We start from the raw sequence: 14331 nt of genomic DNA, 5'->3' as shown, positions 1-14331 counted from the left end.
CGGTGGCAGCAGCGAAGATTCAGGGTGCTTTCACCGGCCTCTTCGCAGCACAAGGCTGCTCCTACCGCGGTTGTGGTTGGCCGACGGCACTCACAAACAAAAAAACCAGAGGCCCCGCTATGCAGGGCCTCTGGTTTTCAAGCACCACCCAGGTTCAGCCGAACGGCCGCAATCCCTGACGCATACCGAACAGGAACAGCAACAGGTCCTGGTCCGGCTTGACCTGTTCCTGCGGCTTTGCCACACGTGGCAAAGCGCACTGGTCAGCCATCTCGGCCTTGCTGAACACCGTCGGCTTCGGCTCTTCCCAGGCAGCCACCGCCACGGTGGTCACGGCCAATCCAGCCACCAGGAACAAAGCTCGAGCGATTTCTAGTTTCATTGCCCTAACCCTTTGACAACGCTGCCAAACGCCATTTGGTAAAAATAGAGCAATGTCTGCCATTCCGCATCAGTGAACGACGAGTGGCGGCGCAGCTGACGCAGGTCATTCGCCGCCGCACGTTGGCAGCTGATGCGCCGCCGGCACTTCTCAAGGTCCAGCAAAGCGACTTCGACCCGGGCCTGTTCGCCCTCGCCGATCACCTTGACGAACACATGCTTGCCGTACAGGCAGCCGTGCTGCCAGTGCCCCAGGTGCATACGCGCCAGATTATCCGCCAGGTCCTTGAGCATGCGCTCTCGCACCGCCTGAGGGTAACGCTCGCGGGCACCTTCGGCATGCCAGGTGTCGAGCTCGACAAAGCCATCCAGCGCTTCGCTGACCAGCAGCGCGCGCCATTGATGATCGGCATCGCGCTCGGCACCACAAAAGACGATGTGCGGAACACGTACACCCAATTGCTCGAAGCTGTTGATGGCATCGAGTTCACGCAAAACGGTCGGCCGGCCAAAGGGGTGCAGCAGGCTGCGGTAGATGTGCCCGACCTGGCGCTTGGCATACAGCAGTTTGCCGTTGGCATCGTTGAGGCGTTGCACGCCACTTTCGCCGCCACGCCGCTGGTTGGGTTCCTCGACCCATTCGCCCTGCTGGCGCCAGTAAAAATCGAACCGCGACTCCCCACTCTGGGCTACAGCCATCAAACACTACCCCTTACGCAATACATAGACTCGCCACATGGCATAGAACGGCAGGAAGTCCAAGCGTTCCTGGATTCTGAAACCGGCGGCCTCAAATTCTTCTTCGACCGTGTCCGCTGGTAACACGAAACGATTCTGGTAATTGTCCTGTTCGGCCTTGGCGCTGCGACGCTGTTCGAGCTTTTTCCGGCGCCAGGCTTTGAAGTTGCCGTCCACCCACAGCGACAGAATCACACTATCACGGCTAACTCTTTGAAATTCCGAAAGAATTGTCTTTCTGTGGGCCGCTTCGCCGATGTGATGGAACAGCCGCATGCAGAAAATGCTGTCGACCGAATTGTCAGGAAGGTCAATGGCGAACGCAGAAGTCTGCAAGGGGCGTACCCGGGCGACCACCTCTGGCGGTTGCGCGGCACAGGCTGTCTCGATCATCGCCTCGGAGTTGTCGGCGCCGATGATGACTCGGTTGGGTTTTTCCGCCAGCAACGGCCAGAAGCGCCCAGCACCGCAGGGCAGGTCAAGGACCAGGCCCGGCTCACCGGCCAACGCCAAGGCGCGACGTGCCAACTGCTCATCGCGCTTGTGGGAAAGGCGTCGGGCCAGGCCATCCTGATGCTTGAGAAAATACTCGCGCGCGTGGTCTTTGTCGTATTTCTCGGAAAATTCAAGCTTGATGGGGCTACGCATTGGGCATCTCCTGACTCCAGTGCGCTCACCTTAGGTAAGCAAGCGTTGGAATCAGGTTATGCCAATGTGAAAAAAGTGTTAGTTCTTTGGAGAGGTATTACCAAAAATTACCCGACCAACCCCGAAGGGCTGCCCTTCTCCACACTTTGGCTCAGGTCCACCTGAAAGCGGCAGCCGTGCGGCAAGGTCGAGGTCAGGGTGACGCGCCACCCCTGGTCGTCACAGATGCGCTGCACCAGCGACAAGCCCAAGCCCAGCCCTTCGCCACGCCGCTCAGCGCCGCGCACGAAGGGTTTGAACATCGCCTCGCGCTGCTCCTCGGGGATGCCCACGCCACTGTCCTCGACGCTGAACCCATTCGCTTCCAGGCTCAGGCGAATGTAACCGCTGTCGGTGTAGTGCGCGGCGTTGCGCAGCAGGTTGCCCATCACCGATTGCAGGAAGGTGGCGTTGTACAGCACCGGGCTTGCGCTGACACGGCCGTCGAAATACAGCGTGAGCCCCTTCTGCTCGATCGTTTCGCGCCAAACCCCAGTGAGTTCATCCGCAACCTCGCGCAAGGTCGCTTGGGAGGCCACGGCACCCTCATCGCGTTGGGCGCGGGCAAGCATCAGGAAGGTCTTGACCAGTTCACGCATTTCTTCGGTCGCCCGCGCCACCCGCTCGACCTGGCTACGTGCACGCGGGTCCAGTGCCTGGTTTTCCAGCAGCAGCTCACACGACGTGGCCAGCACCATCAGCGGGGTTCGCAGCTCGTGGCTGACGTCGCTGGTGAACAGCCGCTCGCGGGTCAAGGCGTCGCGCAAGCGGCCCAGCGTGTCGTCGAAGGCCACAGCCAGCTGGCCCACTTCGTCGGCCGCGTAATCGGGTGCCAGCGGCGGTGCCAGGCCGAGTAGCTGGTCGCGGTGGCGCACTTGACGCGCCAGGCGGATCACCGGTGCCATCACCCGGCGCGCCACCAGCCAGCCCAGGATCACGGCCAGCACCAGGCTGAGCACAAAGCCGACGACCACAACAGCGAACAGCACACGCTCGCGCTCTTCGAAGTCGCTCTGGTCCTGCAGCAGTACGTAGCGCCGACCATCGACGATCTCGACCATCGCGTGGTACGACAGCTGGTCGCGAAACACTTCGTGGAAGCCCCTGTCGAGGTGGCGCAAGTCTTTGGGCAACTCGAAATCGTCACGCCCGCCACTGAAGTAGAACAGCTGGTCCGGACGCGGCCGATGGCTCCAGTCACTGACGCTGTCCATGCGCAACAGGCGTTGCAGGTCGCCGCCCAGCACGCTGGAAATCAGCCGCTCTTCAACCAGGTGCACCGTGGCGACGATGCCGAAGGCGAAGGCGCCGGCCACCAGCGCGCTCATCAACGCAAAGGCGATGATGATGCGCTGGGCAAGGCTTTGCTTAAACTCCATCGCGGCCCTCGGCGAGGCGATAGCCGACGCCATGGACGGTATGCAGCAGCGGTTTTTCGAACGGTTTGTCGATCACCTGGCGCAACTGGTGCACATGGCTGCGCAGGCTGTCGCTGTCAGGGCAGTCGTCGCCCCACAGGGCTTCTTCCAGTACTTCGCGTCGCAGCACGTGTGGGCTTTTCTGCATCAACACGGCAAGCAGCTTGAGGCCGACCGGGTTGAGTTTGAGCAGGCGGCCTTGGCGCGTGACTTCCAAGGTGTCGAGGTCGTAGCTCAGGTCGGCGACCTGCAAGGTGCGACGCCCACCTCCCTGGGCACGGCGCAGCACCGCTTCGATGCGCGCGGCCAGCTCCGACAGCGCAAACGGCTTGAGCAGGTAATCGTCGGCACCCGAGCGGAAGCCTTGCAGGCGGTCGTCCAGCTGATCGCGGGCGGTGAGCATGATCACCGGGGTGTCACGCCGGGCGTCTTCGCGCAGGCGTTTGCACAGGGTATAGCCATCGATGCCGGGCAGCATGATGTCGAGGACGATCAGGTCGTAGTGCTCGGTGGCCGCCAGGTGCAAGCCCGACAACCCGTCCTGGGCGCAATCGACGGTGTAGCCTTTCATGCCGAGGTAATCGGCCAGGTTGGCAAGAATATCGCGGTTGTCTTCAACCAATAGAATGCGCATCGGGTTCTCCTGTGCGGCGCTTCGCTATGGTGCGCGGCAGGCGCAGCTTAAGGCCAATGCCTGCACTGTGCCACCCCTGGGGAAAATTCACCGGAGTTGACAGTTTTTTCACCGATCCTTCACGGACACAGGATAGCGCCCACTCGATAATGCCCGATCTTTTTTGCGCCCTGGAGTCGTCATGCACGAACGTACCCGCCCTCGCCCGATCAATCTCTGGCTGTACCTGGGCATTCCTCTGGTGACGGCAGTGGCCTTGATCCTGCTTGAGCTGACCTCGGTCGACATGGACGTGGCCAACCTGTTCTTCGACCCGGCTGCCGGGCAATTCATCGGCCGGCACAGCTATGTGCTGGAGAACGTACTGCATGATGGGGTCAAGCAGGTGGTGATCCTGCTGGGTCTGCTGGCCTTGCTGACATTTGCCGTGAGTTTCTTCTGGAGGCGTTTGTTCGGTTGGCGCCGGGAGCTGGGTTGCCTGGTGTTGGCGCTGGGCTTGTCCACGGCGTTTGTCACACCGCTGAAGAAGGTCACCCAGGTGCAGTGCCCCTGGAGCCTGACCCAGTTCGGCGGCAAGGAAACCTACAGCAAGCTGCTGGAGGCACGCCCCGCCACCGACAAGCCGGGGCTGTGCTGGCCGGGCGGGCATGCTGCGACCGGCTTCTGCCTGTTCGCGTTGTTCTTTGCGCTGCGTGACCGACGCCCGCGCCTGGCACGGGTGGCGTTGGGGGTAGCGCTGGTCGCCGGTTCGGTGCTGTCGGTCGGGCGGATGATGCAAGGGGCGCACTTCTTGTCGCACAACGTGTGGACGGCGGTGTTCTGCTGGTTGATCGGGTTGGGGTCGTATTACCTGGTGCTGTACCGGCGCAGGCGGGTTGAGGCGCCTGCTGTGGAGGCCAGTGTTGCCTGAGTGAGGGTCCGCTGCGCGGCCCATTCGCAGCACAAGGCTGCTCCCACAAAAAGCAACCTGTAGGAGCAGCCTTGCGCTGCGAACGGGCTGCAAAGCAGCCCCAATGTTCACCACCGAAGCACAAAAAAAGCCCCGGCTCTCGCGAGCCGGGGCTTTTTTATGACGCTAGGGGTAAGGCTGGCTTACATCATGCCGCCCATGCCACCCATGCCGCCCATGTCTGGCATGCCGCCGCCAGCTGGAGCTTCGCTCGGAGCATCAGCAATCATGGCTTCGGTGGTGATCATCAGACCGCCAATCGAAGCAGCAGCTTGCAGTGCCGAACGGGTCACTTTAGCTGGGTCCAGGATGCCCATCTCGATCATGTCGCCGTATTCGCCGGTAGCAGCGTTGTAACCGAAGTTACCCGAACCCTGCTTGACCTTGTCGGCCACAACGCTTGGCTCGTCGCCGGCGTTGGCAGTGATCTGACGCAGCGGGGCTTCAACAGCGCGACGCAGCAGTGCGATACCGACGTTCTGGTCTTCGTTGTCGCCTTTCAGGTCAACGATTGCGCTCAGGGCGCGAACCAGGGCAACACCACCGCCAGGCACCACGCCTTCTTCAACGGCTGCACGGGTAGCGTGCAGGGCGTCTTCAACGCGGGCTTTCTTCTCTTTCATTTCGACTTCGGTGCCAGCACCGACTTTGATCACGGCAACACCGCCAGCCAGTTTGGCCAGACGCTCTTGCAGCTTCTCACGGTCGTAGTCCGAGGAAGTCTCTTCGATCTGGGCACGGATCTGCTTGACGCGTGCTTCGATGTCACCGTCGACGCCAGCGCCGTCGATGATGGTGGTGTTTTCCTTGGACAGGATGACGCGCTTGGCGTTACCCAGGTGCTCCAGGGTAGCGGTTTCCAGGGACAGGCCGATCTCTTCGGAGATAACGGTACCGCCGGTCAGGACCGCGATGTCCTGCAGCATGGCCTTGCGGCGGTCGCCGAAGCCAGGTGCCTTGACCGCAGCAACCTTGACGATGCCGCGCATGTTGTTGACGACCAGGGTAGCCAGCGCTTCGCCTTCAACGTCTTCAGCAACGATCAGCAGTGGGCGGCCGGCCTTGGCAACGGCTTCCAGCACTGGCAGCAGCTCACGGATGTTGGAGATCTTCTTGTCGACCAGCAGCAGCAGCGCGCCTTCCAGCTCGGCAACCATGGTGTCCGGCTTGTTGACGAAGTACGGCGACAGGTAGCCACGGTCGAACTGCATGCCTTCTACGACAGACAGTTCGTTTTCCAGGCCCGAGCCTTCTTCAACGGTGATCACGCCTTCTTTACCGACTTTTTCCATAGCTTCGGCGATGATTTCACCGATGGAGTTGTCGGAGTTGGCGGAGATGGTGCCTACCTGAGCAATGGCCTTGGAGTCGGCGCATGGCTTGGACAGGTTTTTCAGCTCGGCGACGACAGCGGCGGTGGCCTTGTCGATACCACGCTTCAGGTCCATCGGGTTCATGCCGGCAGCGACGGCTTTCAGGCCTTCGTTGACGATGGCTTGAGCCAGAACGGTAGCGGTGGTGGTGCCGTCACCGGCTGCATCGTTGGCCTTGGAAGCGACTTCCTTGACCAGCTGGGCGCCCATGTTTTCGAAGGCGTCTTTCAGCTCGATTTCTTTGGCAACGGAAACGCCGTCCTTGGTGATGGTCGGTGCGCCGAAGCTCTTGGCCAGGACCACGTTGCGGCCTTTCGGGCCCAGGGTCGCTTTTACTGCGTCAGCCAGAACGTTGACACCAACCAGCATTTTTTTACGGGCGGAATCGCCGAATTTTACGTCTTTAGCAGCCATGATCGTTTAATCCTTGAAATTCTTTGGAATAACGGGAAATCGGGGAAATCAGCCTTCGATAACGGCGAGAATTTCGTTCTCGGCCATTACCAGCAGGTCTTCGCCGTCGACTTTCACGGTGTTGCTGCCCGAGTAAGGGCCGAAAACCACTTTGTCACCCACTTTCACGGCCAGCGCGCGTACTTCGCCATTTTCCAGGATGCGGCCGGTGCCAACGGCGACAACTTCGCCGCGGTTTGGTTTTTCAGCGGCCGAACCCGGCAGGACGATACCGCCAGCGGTTTTCGATTCTTCTTCGCTGCGACGGATGACTACGCGGTCATGCAGAGGACGAAGCTTCATTGTCGATCTCTCCCAAATTGTGGTTTTCATCGGCCGGTATCGACACCGGCGGGTTGATGCGGTCCGGCGTTGCCGGGGTGGCCCGCGCGGGGCGAACCACCTGAGTTATGTCTGGTGTCGCCACCAGAAACCTTGCGGTGACCCATACATGAGGCCGCCATAGGCAATTACAAGGCTTGATACGGAAAATTTTTAATCAGCGCTGAACGGAAAAAGAACAGGGGCCGCGATGCGGCCCCTGAATGTCACTTGTCGCGGCGCTCGTACTCGCCCTCAATCACGTTGGGGCGATGGCCGGCATCACGCGGCGGCTGCGCCTGGAACGGATCATCCTGAAACGCACGCTGGCGCATGGCCTGCTCTTCGGCACGCTGGCGCATCTTGCGCGCAGCCAGGTGACGGGTGAATGGCAACAGGCAGATCAGGCCCAGCACGTCGCTGATAAAACCTGGCAGCAGCAGCAAGCCGCCACCCACCGCCAGCATCATCCCCTGGAACATGTCCTCAGCGGGCAGTTCGCCGCGCTGCAGGCTTTCACGGGCACGCAGTGCGGTGGCCAGCCCGGCCACGCGCATCACCAGCACACCCAGTGCCGAACCGGCGATGATCAGCAGCAGCGCCGGGAAAAACCCGATGGCCGCACTGACCTTGACGAAGACGAACAGCTCCAGCACAGGAAACAGCAGAAGCAACAGTAGAAAAGCACGCATCAAAGATTCCTCGACGGAAGAGACCTTCCAATAAGACCTCAGATGGATGCGACCGCTCCCAATTTCAACCCTCTACTTCAGCAGCAACCGGCCACTGGTCGGCGCGAGCCAGTAAAACCAACGCTTCGCGAACTTGTGTCGGCGTATTGCAAAGACTTGGGAACGGCAGCCAGTAGATGCCCTGACCAATACGCAGGTGCATGCCTTCGCTGTCGACGCCGACCATGAGCGCAGGGGCTGTGCGTGGCAGGTCGGTCAGTTCGACGTAATGGGCGATGGCATTGGCGTGATCGCTGTTCATGTGTTCGATCATGCTCGCCTCGGCCTTGCCCGCGAACGGGTTGGCCAGGGTCACGTGGTCAAGCCAGTGAATGGCGCCAAAGCCGCCGATGTAGCGGTGCCGCACGGGCTGCAGCACCCAGAAGTCGAAATCGTGGGCCTTGTGGTAATTGGCCGCGTCGGGGAAGTACCGGTAGTAGCGCTCGGCAGCGGCCTCGATGGCAGCTTCATCCACCAGCTTGTGTGCTTCGGCCATCACCGTCAGGCGGCCGACCGCCTGCACATCCTCGGCTTCACGCTCACCGACCAGCAGCGAGCATTTAGGGTCTTTTTGCAGGTTGTGGGTGTGCTGGGCGATGCGGCTGATGAGGATCAGCGGGTTGCCCTGTGCATCCAGGCAATACGGCACGACGGAACCAAACGGGAAGCCAGGCATGGACTTGGAATGGGTCGAGAGCACGCCGCGGTATTCCTTGAGCAGCAGTTCCCGGGCGGGGCGGATGGCTTTGTTACTCACGAAGGGCGCTCCTGGCGGCGGACTGGATGGGTGACAAGATAAGCATTATCACCCGCCGCTGCCACAGGCAGCTTCGCCATTATGCCGACGGTGTAGGAGCGCCCTTGCGTCGCGAAAGGGCTGCGAAGCGGCCCCGGCAATTTCTGCATTGAAGCTGAGATCTTCGGGGCCGCTTCGCGCCCCTTTCGCGACGCAAGGCCGCTCCTACAGTTACCAGGTCACGCCAAAGCCTGCCGTGTAGCGGGTCTTGTCCAGGTCGCTGTCACGCGTGCCGCTGATGATGTCCTTCTCAGCCTTGAGGTTGAGCGAGGCCCATTCGGTGACTTTGTAGCGCAGGCCAACCTCGGCATCCAGCGAGTAGTCGGCCACGTTGCCCAGCGGCTTGGCGACTTCGCCATTGGTGAACAGCTGCACGTTCTTGCCGATCAGGTAGCGGGTGTAGTCCCACTTGACCGCCGCTGCATAGAAGTTGTCCTTGGCGCCGTCCTGGTACTCGAAATCGGTACGGTTGATCAGCGAGCCCAGCGAGAACGCGCCCAGCTCGTCGTCCCAGAACTGGTAGCCCGGGCCTGTACCCACGGTACGCTGGCGAGCCAGGTCCTCGATGTGGTCGCGCTTGTATTCCATGCGCCCCTGCCAGAACCACTTCTCGGTAATGAAGCGGTCGAGGGCGTACTCGGCACTCCAGTTATCGGTGGTGGTGACGTCGTCCTTGCTCTCGCGGTTGTATTCGCCCTCGGCGTTGTGCCGCCAGCGGCCATGACGTGCTGTCGTCTTGAAGCCCACGTCATAGTCGTCGGTGTCGTTCTCGGCACGCTTGTAGTCCAGGGCAACATCGACGTTGCCTTTCCAGACTAGGTCTTCGACCACCGGCTTGGGCTTCATGATCTGTTCGATGCTGGCCAGGTCGACGGTCTTGGGCGCCTCGCCATTGGCCAGGGTGACCTTGCCGTCTTCGGCGGCCTTCAGCGACTTGGCCCGCTCACCGCTGTAGGCGTCCTGCTTGACCAGCAGTTCCTGGTCGCTTTCCAAGGTCTTGACGGCTTTCCAGTCCAGCGCGATAGACCCGCCATAAGGGGTCTCCAGCAGCAGCTTGCCACCGTCGAAGACTTTGATCTTGCCACTGAGACGATCACCGTTTTTCATCCACACGGTGTCGGCAACCGCAGGCGCGGCGCACAGGGAAGCAGCTAGCAGGCACAACAAGGATCTAGAATACATAAGCGGACTACGGGTTCGATTCGACGAAAAAAGCCGGGCATTATCCAGATACCGACAACCAGAGCAAGGACAGACCGGGAGCCTGCGATTGAGTTCAACACTCATTTACCCTCACCATTGGTCCGGTTTCATCCACAGGCCACGGGGGCACTGATGTCCGAGGCATACGCGCACACATTGGAAACGCCAGAGGCCCGACGAACGGCCCTGTATTCGGTACTCGGGCAAGTGCCCGAAGGCAAGGTGGTCAGCTACGGCCAGCTTGCCGAGCTGGCGGGCCTTGGCCGCGCGGCACGTTGGGTTGGGCGTATCCTTGGGCAGCTACCACCCGACACTCGCCTGCCCTGGCATCGGGTACTGGGCGCTGGCGGGCGGCTGAGCCTGGCTTTAGGCACGCCCTCTGGCGACGAACAACGGGCACGGCTGCGCGCAGAAGGCGTAAATGTGACCAATAATCGTGTGGATATGACACGCCATGGCTGGCGCCCGATGGAGCACAGCGGTTAGAGTGCGCGCTTTGTATTCGCAAACTTGAGGCAGATGTTGGCCCATGCCCCGTAAAACCTGGCGCGCTGCGCTCGCTGCCTATGCCAGCCCGTCAACCCTGGTACTTCTGCTGCTCGGCTTTGCCGCCGGCCTGCCCTACATGCTGGTGTTCTCGACCCTTTCGGTATGGTTGCGCGAAGCTGGCGTGGCCCGTGAGACCATTGGTTACGCGAGCCTGATCGGCCTGGCCTATGCCTTCAAATGGGTCTGGTCGCCGCTGCTCGACCAATGGCGCCTGCCCCTGCTCGGCGGCCTGGGGCGCCGCCGTTCGTGGCTGTTGCTGTCGCAGGCACTGGTGGTGGTCGGGCTGGTCGGCATGAGCCTGTGCGACCCACAGCAGCACCTGTCGTGGCTGATCGCCCTGGCGGTTCTGGTTGCCTTCGCCTCGGCGACCCAGGACATCGCCGTCGATGCCTATCGCCTGGAGATTGCCGATGACCAGCGCCAGGCTGCCCTGGCTGCCAGCTACATGGCGGGTTACCGGGTGGCGGCCCTGCTGGCCACGGCCGGTGCGCTGTTCTTCGCCGAATGGTTTGGCTCCACCGGTTTCAGCTACCTGCACAAGGCCTGGGCCGGCACCTACATCATGTTCGCCCTGTTAATGCTACCGGCGCTGTTCACCACCTTGGTCATGCGTGAACCCCCGGTGCCGCTGCGTACTCAGCTGTCGGCGGCGCGTTACGGCCTGGTGCACCAGCTGGCGTCGGTGTTCGTGCTGATCGTGCTGCTCGTGTCGGTGCCTGCCAGCTTCACCCAGCTGTTCAATACCGACTGGGCCAGCGTGTTCTTCGGTGATGCGACGCCCCTCGACCTGCTGCTCGAAGACCGCGCCTTCCTGCGCCTGATCCTGTACGCGATGCTGACTTGGGCGTGCCTGTCGACCATGGGCCGTCGTGGCCTTGCCCCGGTGCTTACCCCGGTCAACGACTTCATTGCCCGCTACCGCTGGCAAGCGCTGCTGCTACTTGGGCTGATTGCCACCTATCGCATGTCGGATACGGTCATGGGCGTGATGGCCAACGTGTTCTACATCGACATGGGCTTCACCAAGGACCAGATCGCCAGCGTCAGCAAGATCTTCGGCCTGATCATGACCTTGGTCGGCGCCGGCGTCGGCGGCCTGTTGATCGTGCGCTTCGGCATCATGCCGATCCTGTTCATCGGTGGCGCGGCCTCGGCGGCGACCAACATCCTGTTCCTGATGCTGGCCGACATGGGCCCGAACCTGGACATGCTGGTGGTCACCATCTCGCTGGACAACTTCAGCTCTGGCATGGCCACCTCGGCGTTCGTCGCCTACCTGTCGAGCCTGACCAACCTGAAGTTCTCGGCCACCCAGTACGCGCTGCTGAGCTCGATCATGCTGTTGCTGCCACGGCTGATTGGCGGCTATTCGGGGGTTATGGTGGAGAAGTTCGGTTACCACGACTTCTTCCTGATCACCGCCCTGCTGGGCGTGCCGACGTTGATTCTGATCGCCCTGCAGTGGCGTCAGGAGGCCGGGCGCGGCAAGCCCGTGCCCGAGGAGAACCCAGCGGCCGAACGGCCCTGAACCCCTCTCTTTACATGTTTCACTGTAGGAGCAGCCTTGTGCTGCGAAGAGGCCGGTAACAGCAGCGAAGATTCACTGTTCTGTCACCGGCCTCTTCGCAGCACAAGGCTGCTCCTACAGGAATTGCGCATGGCCGGCGCCGGCAAGCTACTGAGCCACCGCCCCTTCCCCAGGCCGGCCACCCACCACGAACCACAACGGCCAGAGCGCCAGCGCACCCGCCACGCTGGCTGCCAAGGCAAAGTGCAGCAGGCTGGCACCTGCCCCGATCATCGCCAGCAGTGCCCCACCCAGGCCCAACAAGGCGATGGTGATCATCCCCAGCATGGCCGAGACCAGCCCCTTGCTTTGCTCGCTGGAGAACAGCGTCATGCGGTACAGCACGGCGTTGGCCACACCCAACCCCAGCGCGTACAGCGACATGCCAGCGACCACGCTGGTCACCGTCGGCCAGTACCAAGTCGCCAGCACCATCAACGACAGGCCAGCCAGGTAGGGCCACAGTGCGCCACGCACCAGGGCTGGCAGCGGGTAACGGTCGGCAATGCGGTTGATGATCAGGTTGCCCATGATCAGCCCGCCGAACACCGGCAATTGCCACAAGGCATATTCCATCGTACTCAGCCCCTCATCATGGATGAGCAGCACCGGCGACAGGCCAATCCAGCCAATCAAGGGCAAGCCGACCAGGCCAAGGGCTGCGCTGCCGGCTACAAAGCGGCGGTTGGCCAGCAACTGGCCGTAGCCGGACAACAGTGGCAGCAGGTGAATTGGGGTGAACGGCAGCCGCGAACCATCGCGCCGCTCCACACCCAGGGTTTCCGGCATCAAGCGGTACAGCAGCACCCAGGCCAGCACCGCGCCGATGGCAAAGGCCACGAACAGCCAACGCCAGTCCAGCCATTGCAGCAGCAAGGTCCCCACCAGCGGGCCGAGCAGCGGCGACAGCAGGGCAATGTTGGCCAGCAGGGCCATCATGCGCACCGCGTCCGCTTCGCTGAACGCCTCGTTCAAGGCCGGATAGCTGACCGTGACCACAAAGCCCAGGCCGATGCCCTGCAACAGGCGCAGCAGGTTGAACAAGCCGATGTCGTGGACCCAGAAGGTCGCCAGGCACGCCACGCCGAAGAATACACACCCCCCCAACAGCAGCGGGCGACGGCCATAGCGATCGGCCAGAGGGCCGATCAGCCACTGCAGGACCACGCCACCGAGCAGGTACAGGTTCAGGGCGTGGGGGATGTATTCGGGGCTGGCGTTCAGGTCGTCGACCACCACGGGCATGGCAGGCATGACCGCGTCGCTGGCCAGGTAAGTGAGCAATTCGAACAGGGCCAGGGTGAGGCCAAACAGCAAGGCTCGGAGGGGGGTGATGTACAGCAGTGGTTTCATGGTGAGCTTCGGGTAGAGGCAGGTGGGGTCAGGCTATATGCCAGAAGTGGCGGGGTTTAGCTGTGAACAAGTGTAATGAGGTGGAAAAAGCCGGGGCCGCTGCACGCCCCATCGCCGGCAAGCCGGCTTGTGTCTTGAGGGGGTATTAGAATCAGGAGTGAGAGCGGTGAATGGCAAGCTGACTGCCGGAGGTGCTGCGAGTGCTCGATGTCGTCGCCATCGATGACACCGGCCTGTCTTCTCTGCCCGCACAGATCACCGCGCCGGACATCACTGCACCAGCCGCGCCGAGTGAGCTGGCCGTCAGCGCAAACGGCACCGTTGTCACCGGCCGTGCCGAACCGGGTAGCACTGTTCGTATTCTCGCCGCCGATGGCACTGAACTGGGCAGCGCCCTGGTCGGGCCGACTGGCGTATTCAGCATCACCCTCGATCCGCCCCAGATTGATGGCGAAGTACTGCAGGCCACCGCAACTGACGCTGCTGGCAACACCTCGGTTGCCAGCTCCGTCACCGCACCGGATATCGACGGCGGCGATACCACACCGCCAGACGCACCTGTTGATCTGGTAATCGGTCTCGCTGGCCACCAACTGACTGGCCGTGGCGAAGCAGGCACCTCCGTGCAGGTGCGCGACGCCGCCGGCAATGTCCTGGCGACTGGCACTGTGGGTGCAGATGGCACCTTCCTGCTGACCCTCGACCCTGCCGTGATCGATGGCAGCACCCTGCAGGTGACACTGACCGATGCGGCGGGCAATGTTTCGCAGCCGGGCTCAGTGACTTCGCAAGACCTGCTACCGCCTGCGCAACCGACTGACCTCGCCTTGGCTGAAGGCGTGACCCTTACCGGTCGCGGTGAGCCAGGTGCCACCGTGCAAGTGCGCGATGCTGCGGGCAACGTGATTGGCACCGGGCTGGTGGGCGCAGATGGCAACTTCAGCCTGACGCTCTCCCCGGCTCAAGCGAACGGCGAAGCGCTGGATATTCGTCTGGTGGACGCCGCTGGTAACAGCTCGACCCCACTGCAATTCGATGCGCCGGATATCACTCCGCCTGATGCCGTCAGCAACATCGTGGTCGGCGCTGGAGGTCTGGTATTGAAACAGCTCGACCCCACTGCAATTCGATGCGCCGGATATCACTCCGCCTGATGCCGTCAGCAACATCGTGGTCGG

The 14331-nt window shown here is 62.0% G+C and carries 15 protein-coding genes; 4 read left to right on the top strand and 11 right to left on the bottom strand.

Features of this window, described 5'->3' with window-relative positions; all coding sequences use genetic code 11:
- Positions 1 to 154: 154 nt before the first annotated feature.
- From ACMCNM_RS04500 to colR, 5 genes are all read right to left on the bottom strand, one after another.
- Positions 155 to 382: a hypothetical protein gene (locus ACMCNM_RS04500; protein ID WP_099455225.1), complete on the bottom strand. Its 228-nt coding sequence runs from the start codon at positions 380 to 382 to the stop codon at positions 155 to 157.
- A complete protein-coding gene (locus tag ACMCNM_RS04495; RefSeq protein ID WP_412764001.1) occupies positions 379 to 1080 on the bottom strand; it encodes a lipopolysaccharide kinase InaA family protein in 702 nt (233 codons plus the stop codon). Before ACMCNM_RS04495 ends, ACMCNM_RS04500 begins: the two co-directional genes overlap by 4 nt.
- Before the next feature lie 6 nt (positions 1081 to 1086).
- Positions 1087 to 1767 (bottom strand): class I SAM-dependent methyltransferase, encoded by a 681-nt coding sequence (locus tag ACMCNM_RS04490; RefSeq protein WP_027594041.1) that lies wholly within the window; start codon positions 1765 to 1767, stop codon positions 1087 to 1089.
- A gap of 107 nt (positions 1768 to 1874) precedes the next feature.
- On the bottom strand, positions 1875 to 3185 hold the full coding sequence (locus ACMCNM_RS04485) for a sensor histidine kinase (protein WP_186677699.1): 1311 nt from the start codon (positions 3183 to 3185) through the stop codon (positions 1875 to 1877).
- Positions 3175 to 3858, bottom strand: coding sequence for a two-component system response regulator ColR (gene colR, locus ACMCNM_RS04480; RefSeq protein WP_003255215.1), 684 nt, complete (start codon positions 3856 to 3858; stop codon positions 3175 to 3177). Before colR ends, ACMCNM_RS04485 begins: the two co-directional genes overlap by 11 nt.
- 181 nt (positions 3859 to 4039) lie before the next feature.
- Between colR and ACMCNM_RS04475 the strand changes: the two genes are divergently transcribed.
- Positions 4040 to 4768: a phosphatase PAP2 family protein gene (locus tag ACMCNM_RS04475; protein ID WP_412764000.1), complete on the top strand. Its 729-nt coding sequence runs from the start codon at positions 4040 to 4042 to the stop codon at positions 4766 to 4768.
- A gap of 182 nt (positions 4769 to 4950) precedes the next feature.
- Here the strand turns inward: ACMCNM_RS04475 and groL are convergent, their stop codons facing one another.
- The 5 genes from groL to ACMCNM_RS04450 all read right to left on the bottom strand — a co-directional run bounded on the left by groL (position 4951) and on the right by ACMCNM_RS04450 (position 9663).
- A complete protein-coding gene (gene groL / locus ACMCNM_RS04470; RefSeq protein ID WP_085273632.1) occupies positions 4951 to 6594 on the bottom strand; it encodes a chaperonin GroEL in 1644 nt (547 codons plus the stop codon).
- A gap of 48 nt (positions 6595 to 6642) precedes the next feature.
- On the bottom strand, positions 6643 to 6936 hold the full coding sequence (locus ACMCNM_RS04465; RefSeq protein WP_012274036.1) for a co-chaperone GroES: 294 nt from the start codon (positions 6934 to 6936) through the stop codon (positions 6643 to 6645).
- Between the two features lie 245 nt (positions 6937 to 7181).
- Positions 7182 to 7646 carry an FxsA family protein gene (locus tag ACMCNM_RS04460; RefSeq protein ID WP_027594037.1) on the bottom strand — a complete coding sequence of 155 codons (465 nt, stop codon included), beginning with the start codon at positions 7644 to 7646 and terminating at the stop codon, positions 7182 to 7184.
- A gap of 64 nt (positions 7647 to 7710) precedes the next feature.
- A complete protein-coding gene (locus ACMCNM_RS04455; RefSeq protein WP_027594036.1) occupies positions 7711 to 8442 on the bottom strand; it encodes a HugZ family protein in 732 nt (243 codons plus the stop codon).
- 210 nt (positions 8443 to 8652) lie between these two features.
- A complete protein-coding gene (locus ACMCNM_RS04450; protein ID WP_027594035.1) occupies positions 8653 to 9663 on the bottom strand; it encodes a DUF481 domain-containing protein in 1011 nt (336 codons plus the stop codon).
- Positions 9664 to 9816: 153 nt separating this feature from the next.
- On the opposite strand from ACMCNM_RS04450, the gene ACMCNM_RS04445 reads away from it, so the two are divergent.
- Both ACMCNM_RS04445 and ACMCNM_RS04440 read left to right on the top strand, forming a co-directional pair.
- A complete protein-coding gene (locus ACMCNM_RS04445; protein ID WP_412763999.1) occupies positions 9817 to 10170 on the top strand; it encodes an MGMT family protein in 354 nt (117 codons plus the stop codon).
- Between the two features lie 43 nt (positions 10171 to 10213).
- A complete protein-coding gene (locus ACMCNM_RS04440; protein WP_186677718.1) occupies positions 10214 to 11761 on the top strand; it encodes an AmpG family muropeptide MFS transporter in 1548 nt (515 codons plus the stop codon).
- 147 nt (positions 11762 to 11908) lie between these two features.
- Here ACMCNM_RS04440 and ACMCNM_RS04435 read toward each other — a convergent pair whose 3' ends face one another.
- Positions 11909 to 13153, bottom strand: a complete 1245-nt coding sequence (locus ACMCNM_RS04435; protein ID WP_085273635.1) for an MFS transporter — start codon at positions 13151 to 13153, stop codon at positions 11909 to 11911.
- Between the two features lie 200 nt (positions 13154 to 13353).
- Between ACMCNM_RS04435 and ACMCNM_RS04430 the strand changes: the two genes are divergently transcribed.
- Positions 13354 to 14307, top strand: a complete 954-nt coding sequence (locus ACMCNM_RS04430; RefSeq protein WP_412763998.1) for an Ig-like domain-containing protein — start codon at positions 13354 to 13356, stop codon at positions 14305 to 14307.
- The last annotated feature ends 24 nt before the right edge of the window (positions 14308 to 14331 follow it).

It is taken from the genome of Pseudomonas sp. NGC7 (assembly GCF_047159675.1).
Classification (GTDB): Bacteria; Pseudomonadota; Gammaproteobacteria; order Pseudomonadales; family Pseudomonadaceae; genus Aquipseudomonas; species Aquipseudomonas kermanshahensis.
The sequence above is the reverse complement of the archived record's forward strand: the minus strand, read 5'-3'. Positions and strand labels throughout refer to the sequence as shown.

Coding starts and splice junctions, on each gene's coding strand:
- ACMCNM_RS04500 (WP_099455225.1), bottom strand. CDS start 382: ATGAAACTAGAAATCGCTCGAGCTTTGTTCCTGGTGGCTGGATTGGCC.
- ACMCNM_RS04495 (WP_412764001.1), bottom strand. CDS start 1,080: ATGGCTGTAGCCCAGAGTGGGGAGTCGCGGTTCGATTTTTACTGGCGC.
- ACMCNM_RS04490 (WP_027594041.1), bottom strand. CDS start 1,767: ATGCGTAGCCCCATCAAGCTTGAATTTTCCGAGAAATACGACAAAGAC.
- ACMCNM_RS04485 (WP_186677699.1), bottom strand. CDS start 3,185: ATGGAGTTTAAGCAAAGCCTTGCCCAGCGCATCATCATCGCCTTTGCG.
- colR (WP_003255215.1), bottom strand. CDS start 3,858: ATGCGCATTCTATTGGTTGAAGACAACCGCGATATTCTTGCCAACCTG.
- ACMCNM_RS04475 (WP_412764000.1), top strand. CDS start 4,040: ATGCACGAACGTACCCGCCCTCGCCCGATCAATCTCTGGCTGTACCTG.
- groL (WP_085273632.1), bottom strand. CDS start 6,594: ATGGCTGCTAAAGACGTAAAATTCGGCGATTCCGCCCGTAAAAAAATG.
- ACMCNM_RS04465 (WP_012274036.1), bottom strand. CDS start 6,936: ATGAAGCTTCGTCCTCTGCATGACCGCGTAGTCATCCGTCGCAGCGAA.
- ACMCNM_RS04460 (WP_027594037.1), bottom strand. CDS start 7,646: ATGCGTGCTTTTCTACTGTTGCTTCTGCTGTTTCCTGTGCTGGAGCTG.
- ACMCNM_RS04450 (WP_027594035.1), bottom strand. CDS start 9,663: ATGTATTCTAGATCCTTGTTGTGCCTGCTAGCTGCTTCCCTGTGCGCC.
- ACMCNM_RS04445 (WP_412763999.1), top strand. CDS start 9,817: ATGTCCGAGGCATACGCGCACACATTGGAAACGCCAGAGGCCCGACGA.
- ACMCNM_RS04440 (WP_186677718.1), top strand. CDS start 10,214: ATGCCCCGTAAAACCTGGCGCGCTGCGCTCGCTGCCTATGCCAGCCCG.
- ACMCNM_RS04435 (WP_085273635.1), bottom strand. CDS start 13,153: ATGAAACCACTGCTGTACATCACCCCCCTCCGAGCCTTGCTGTTTGGC.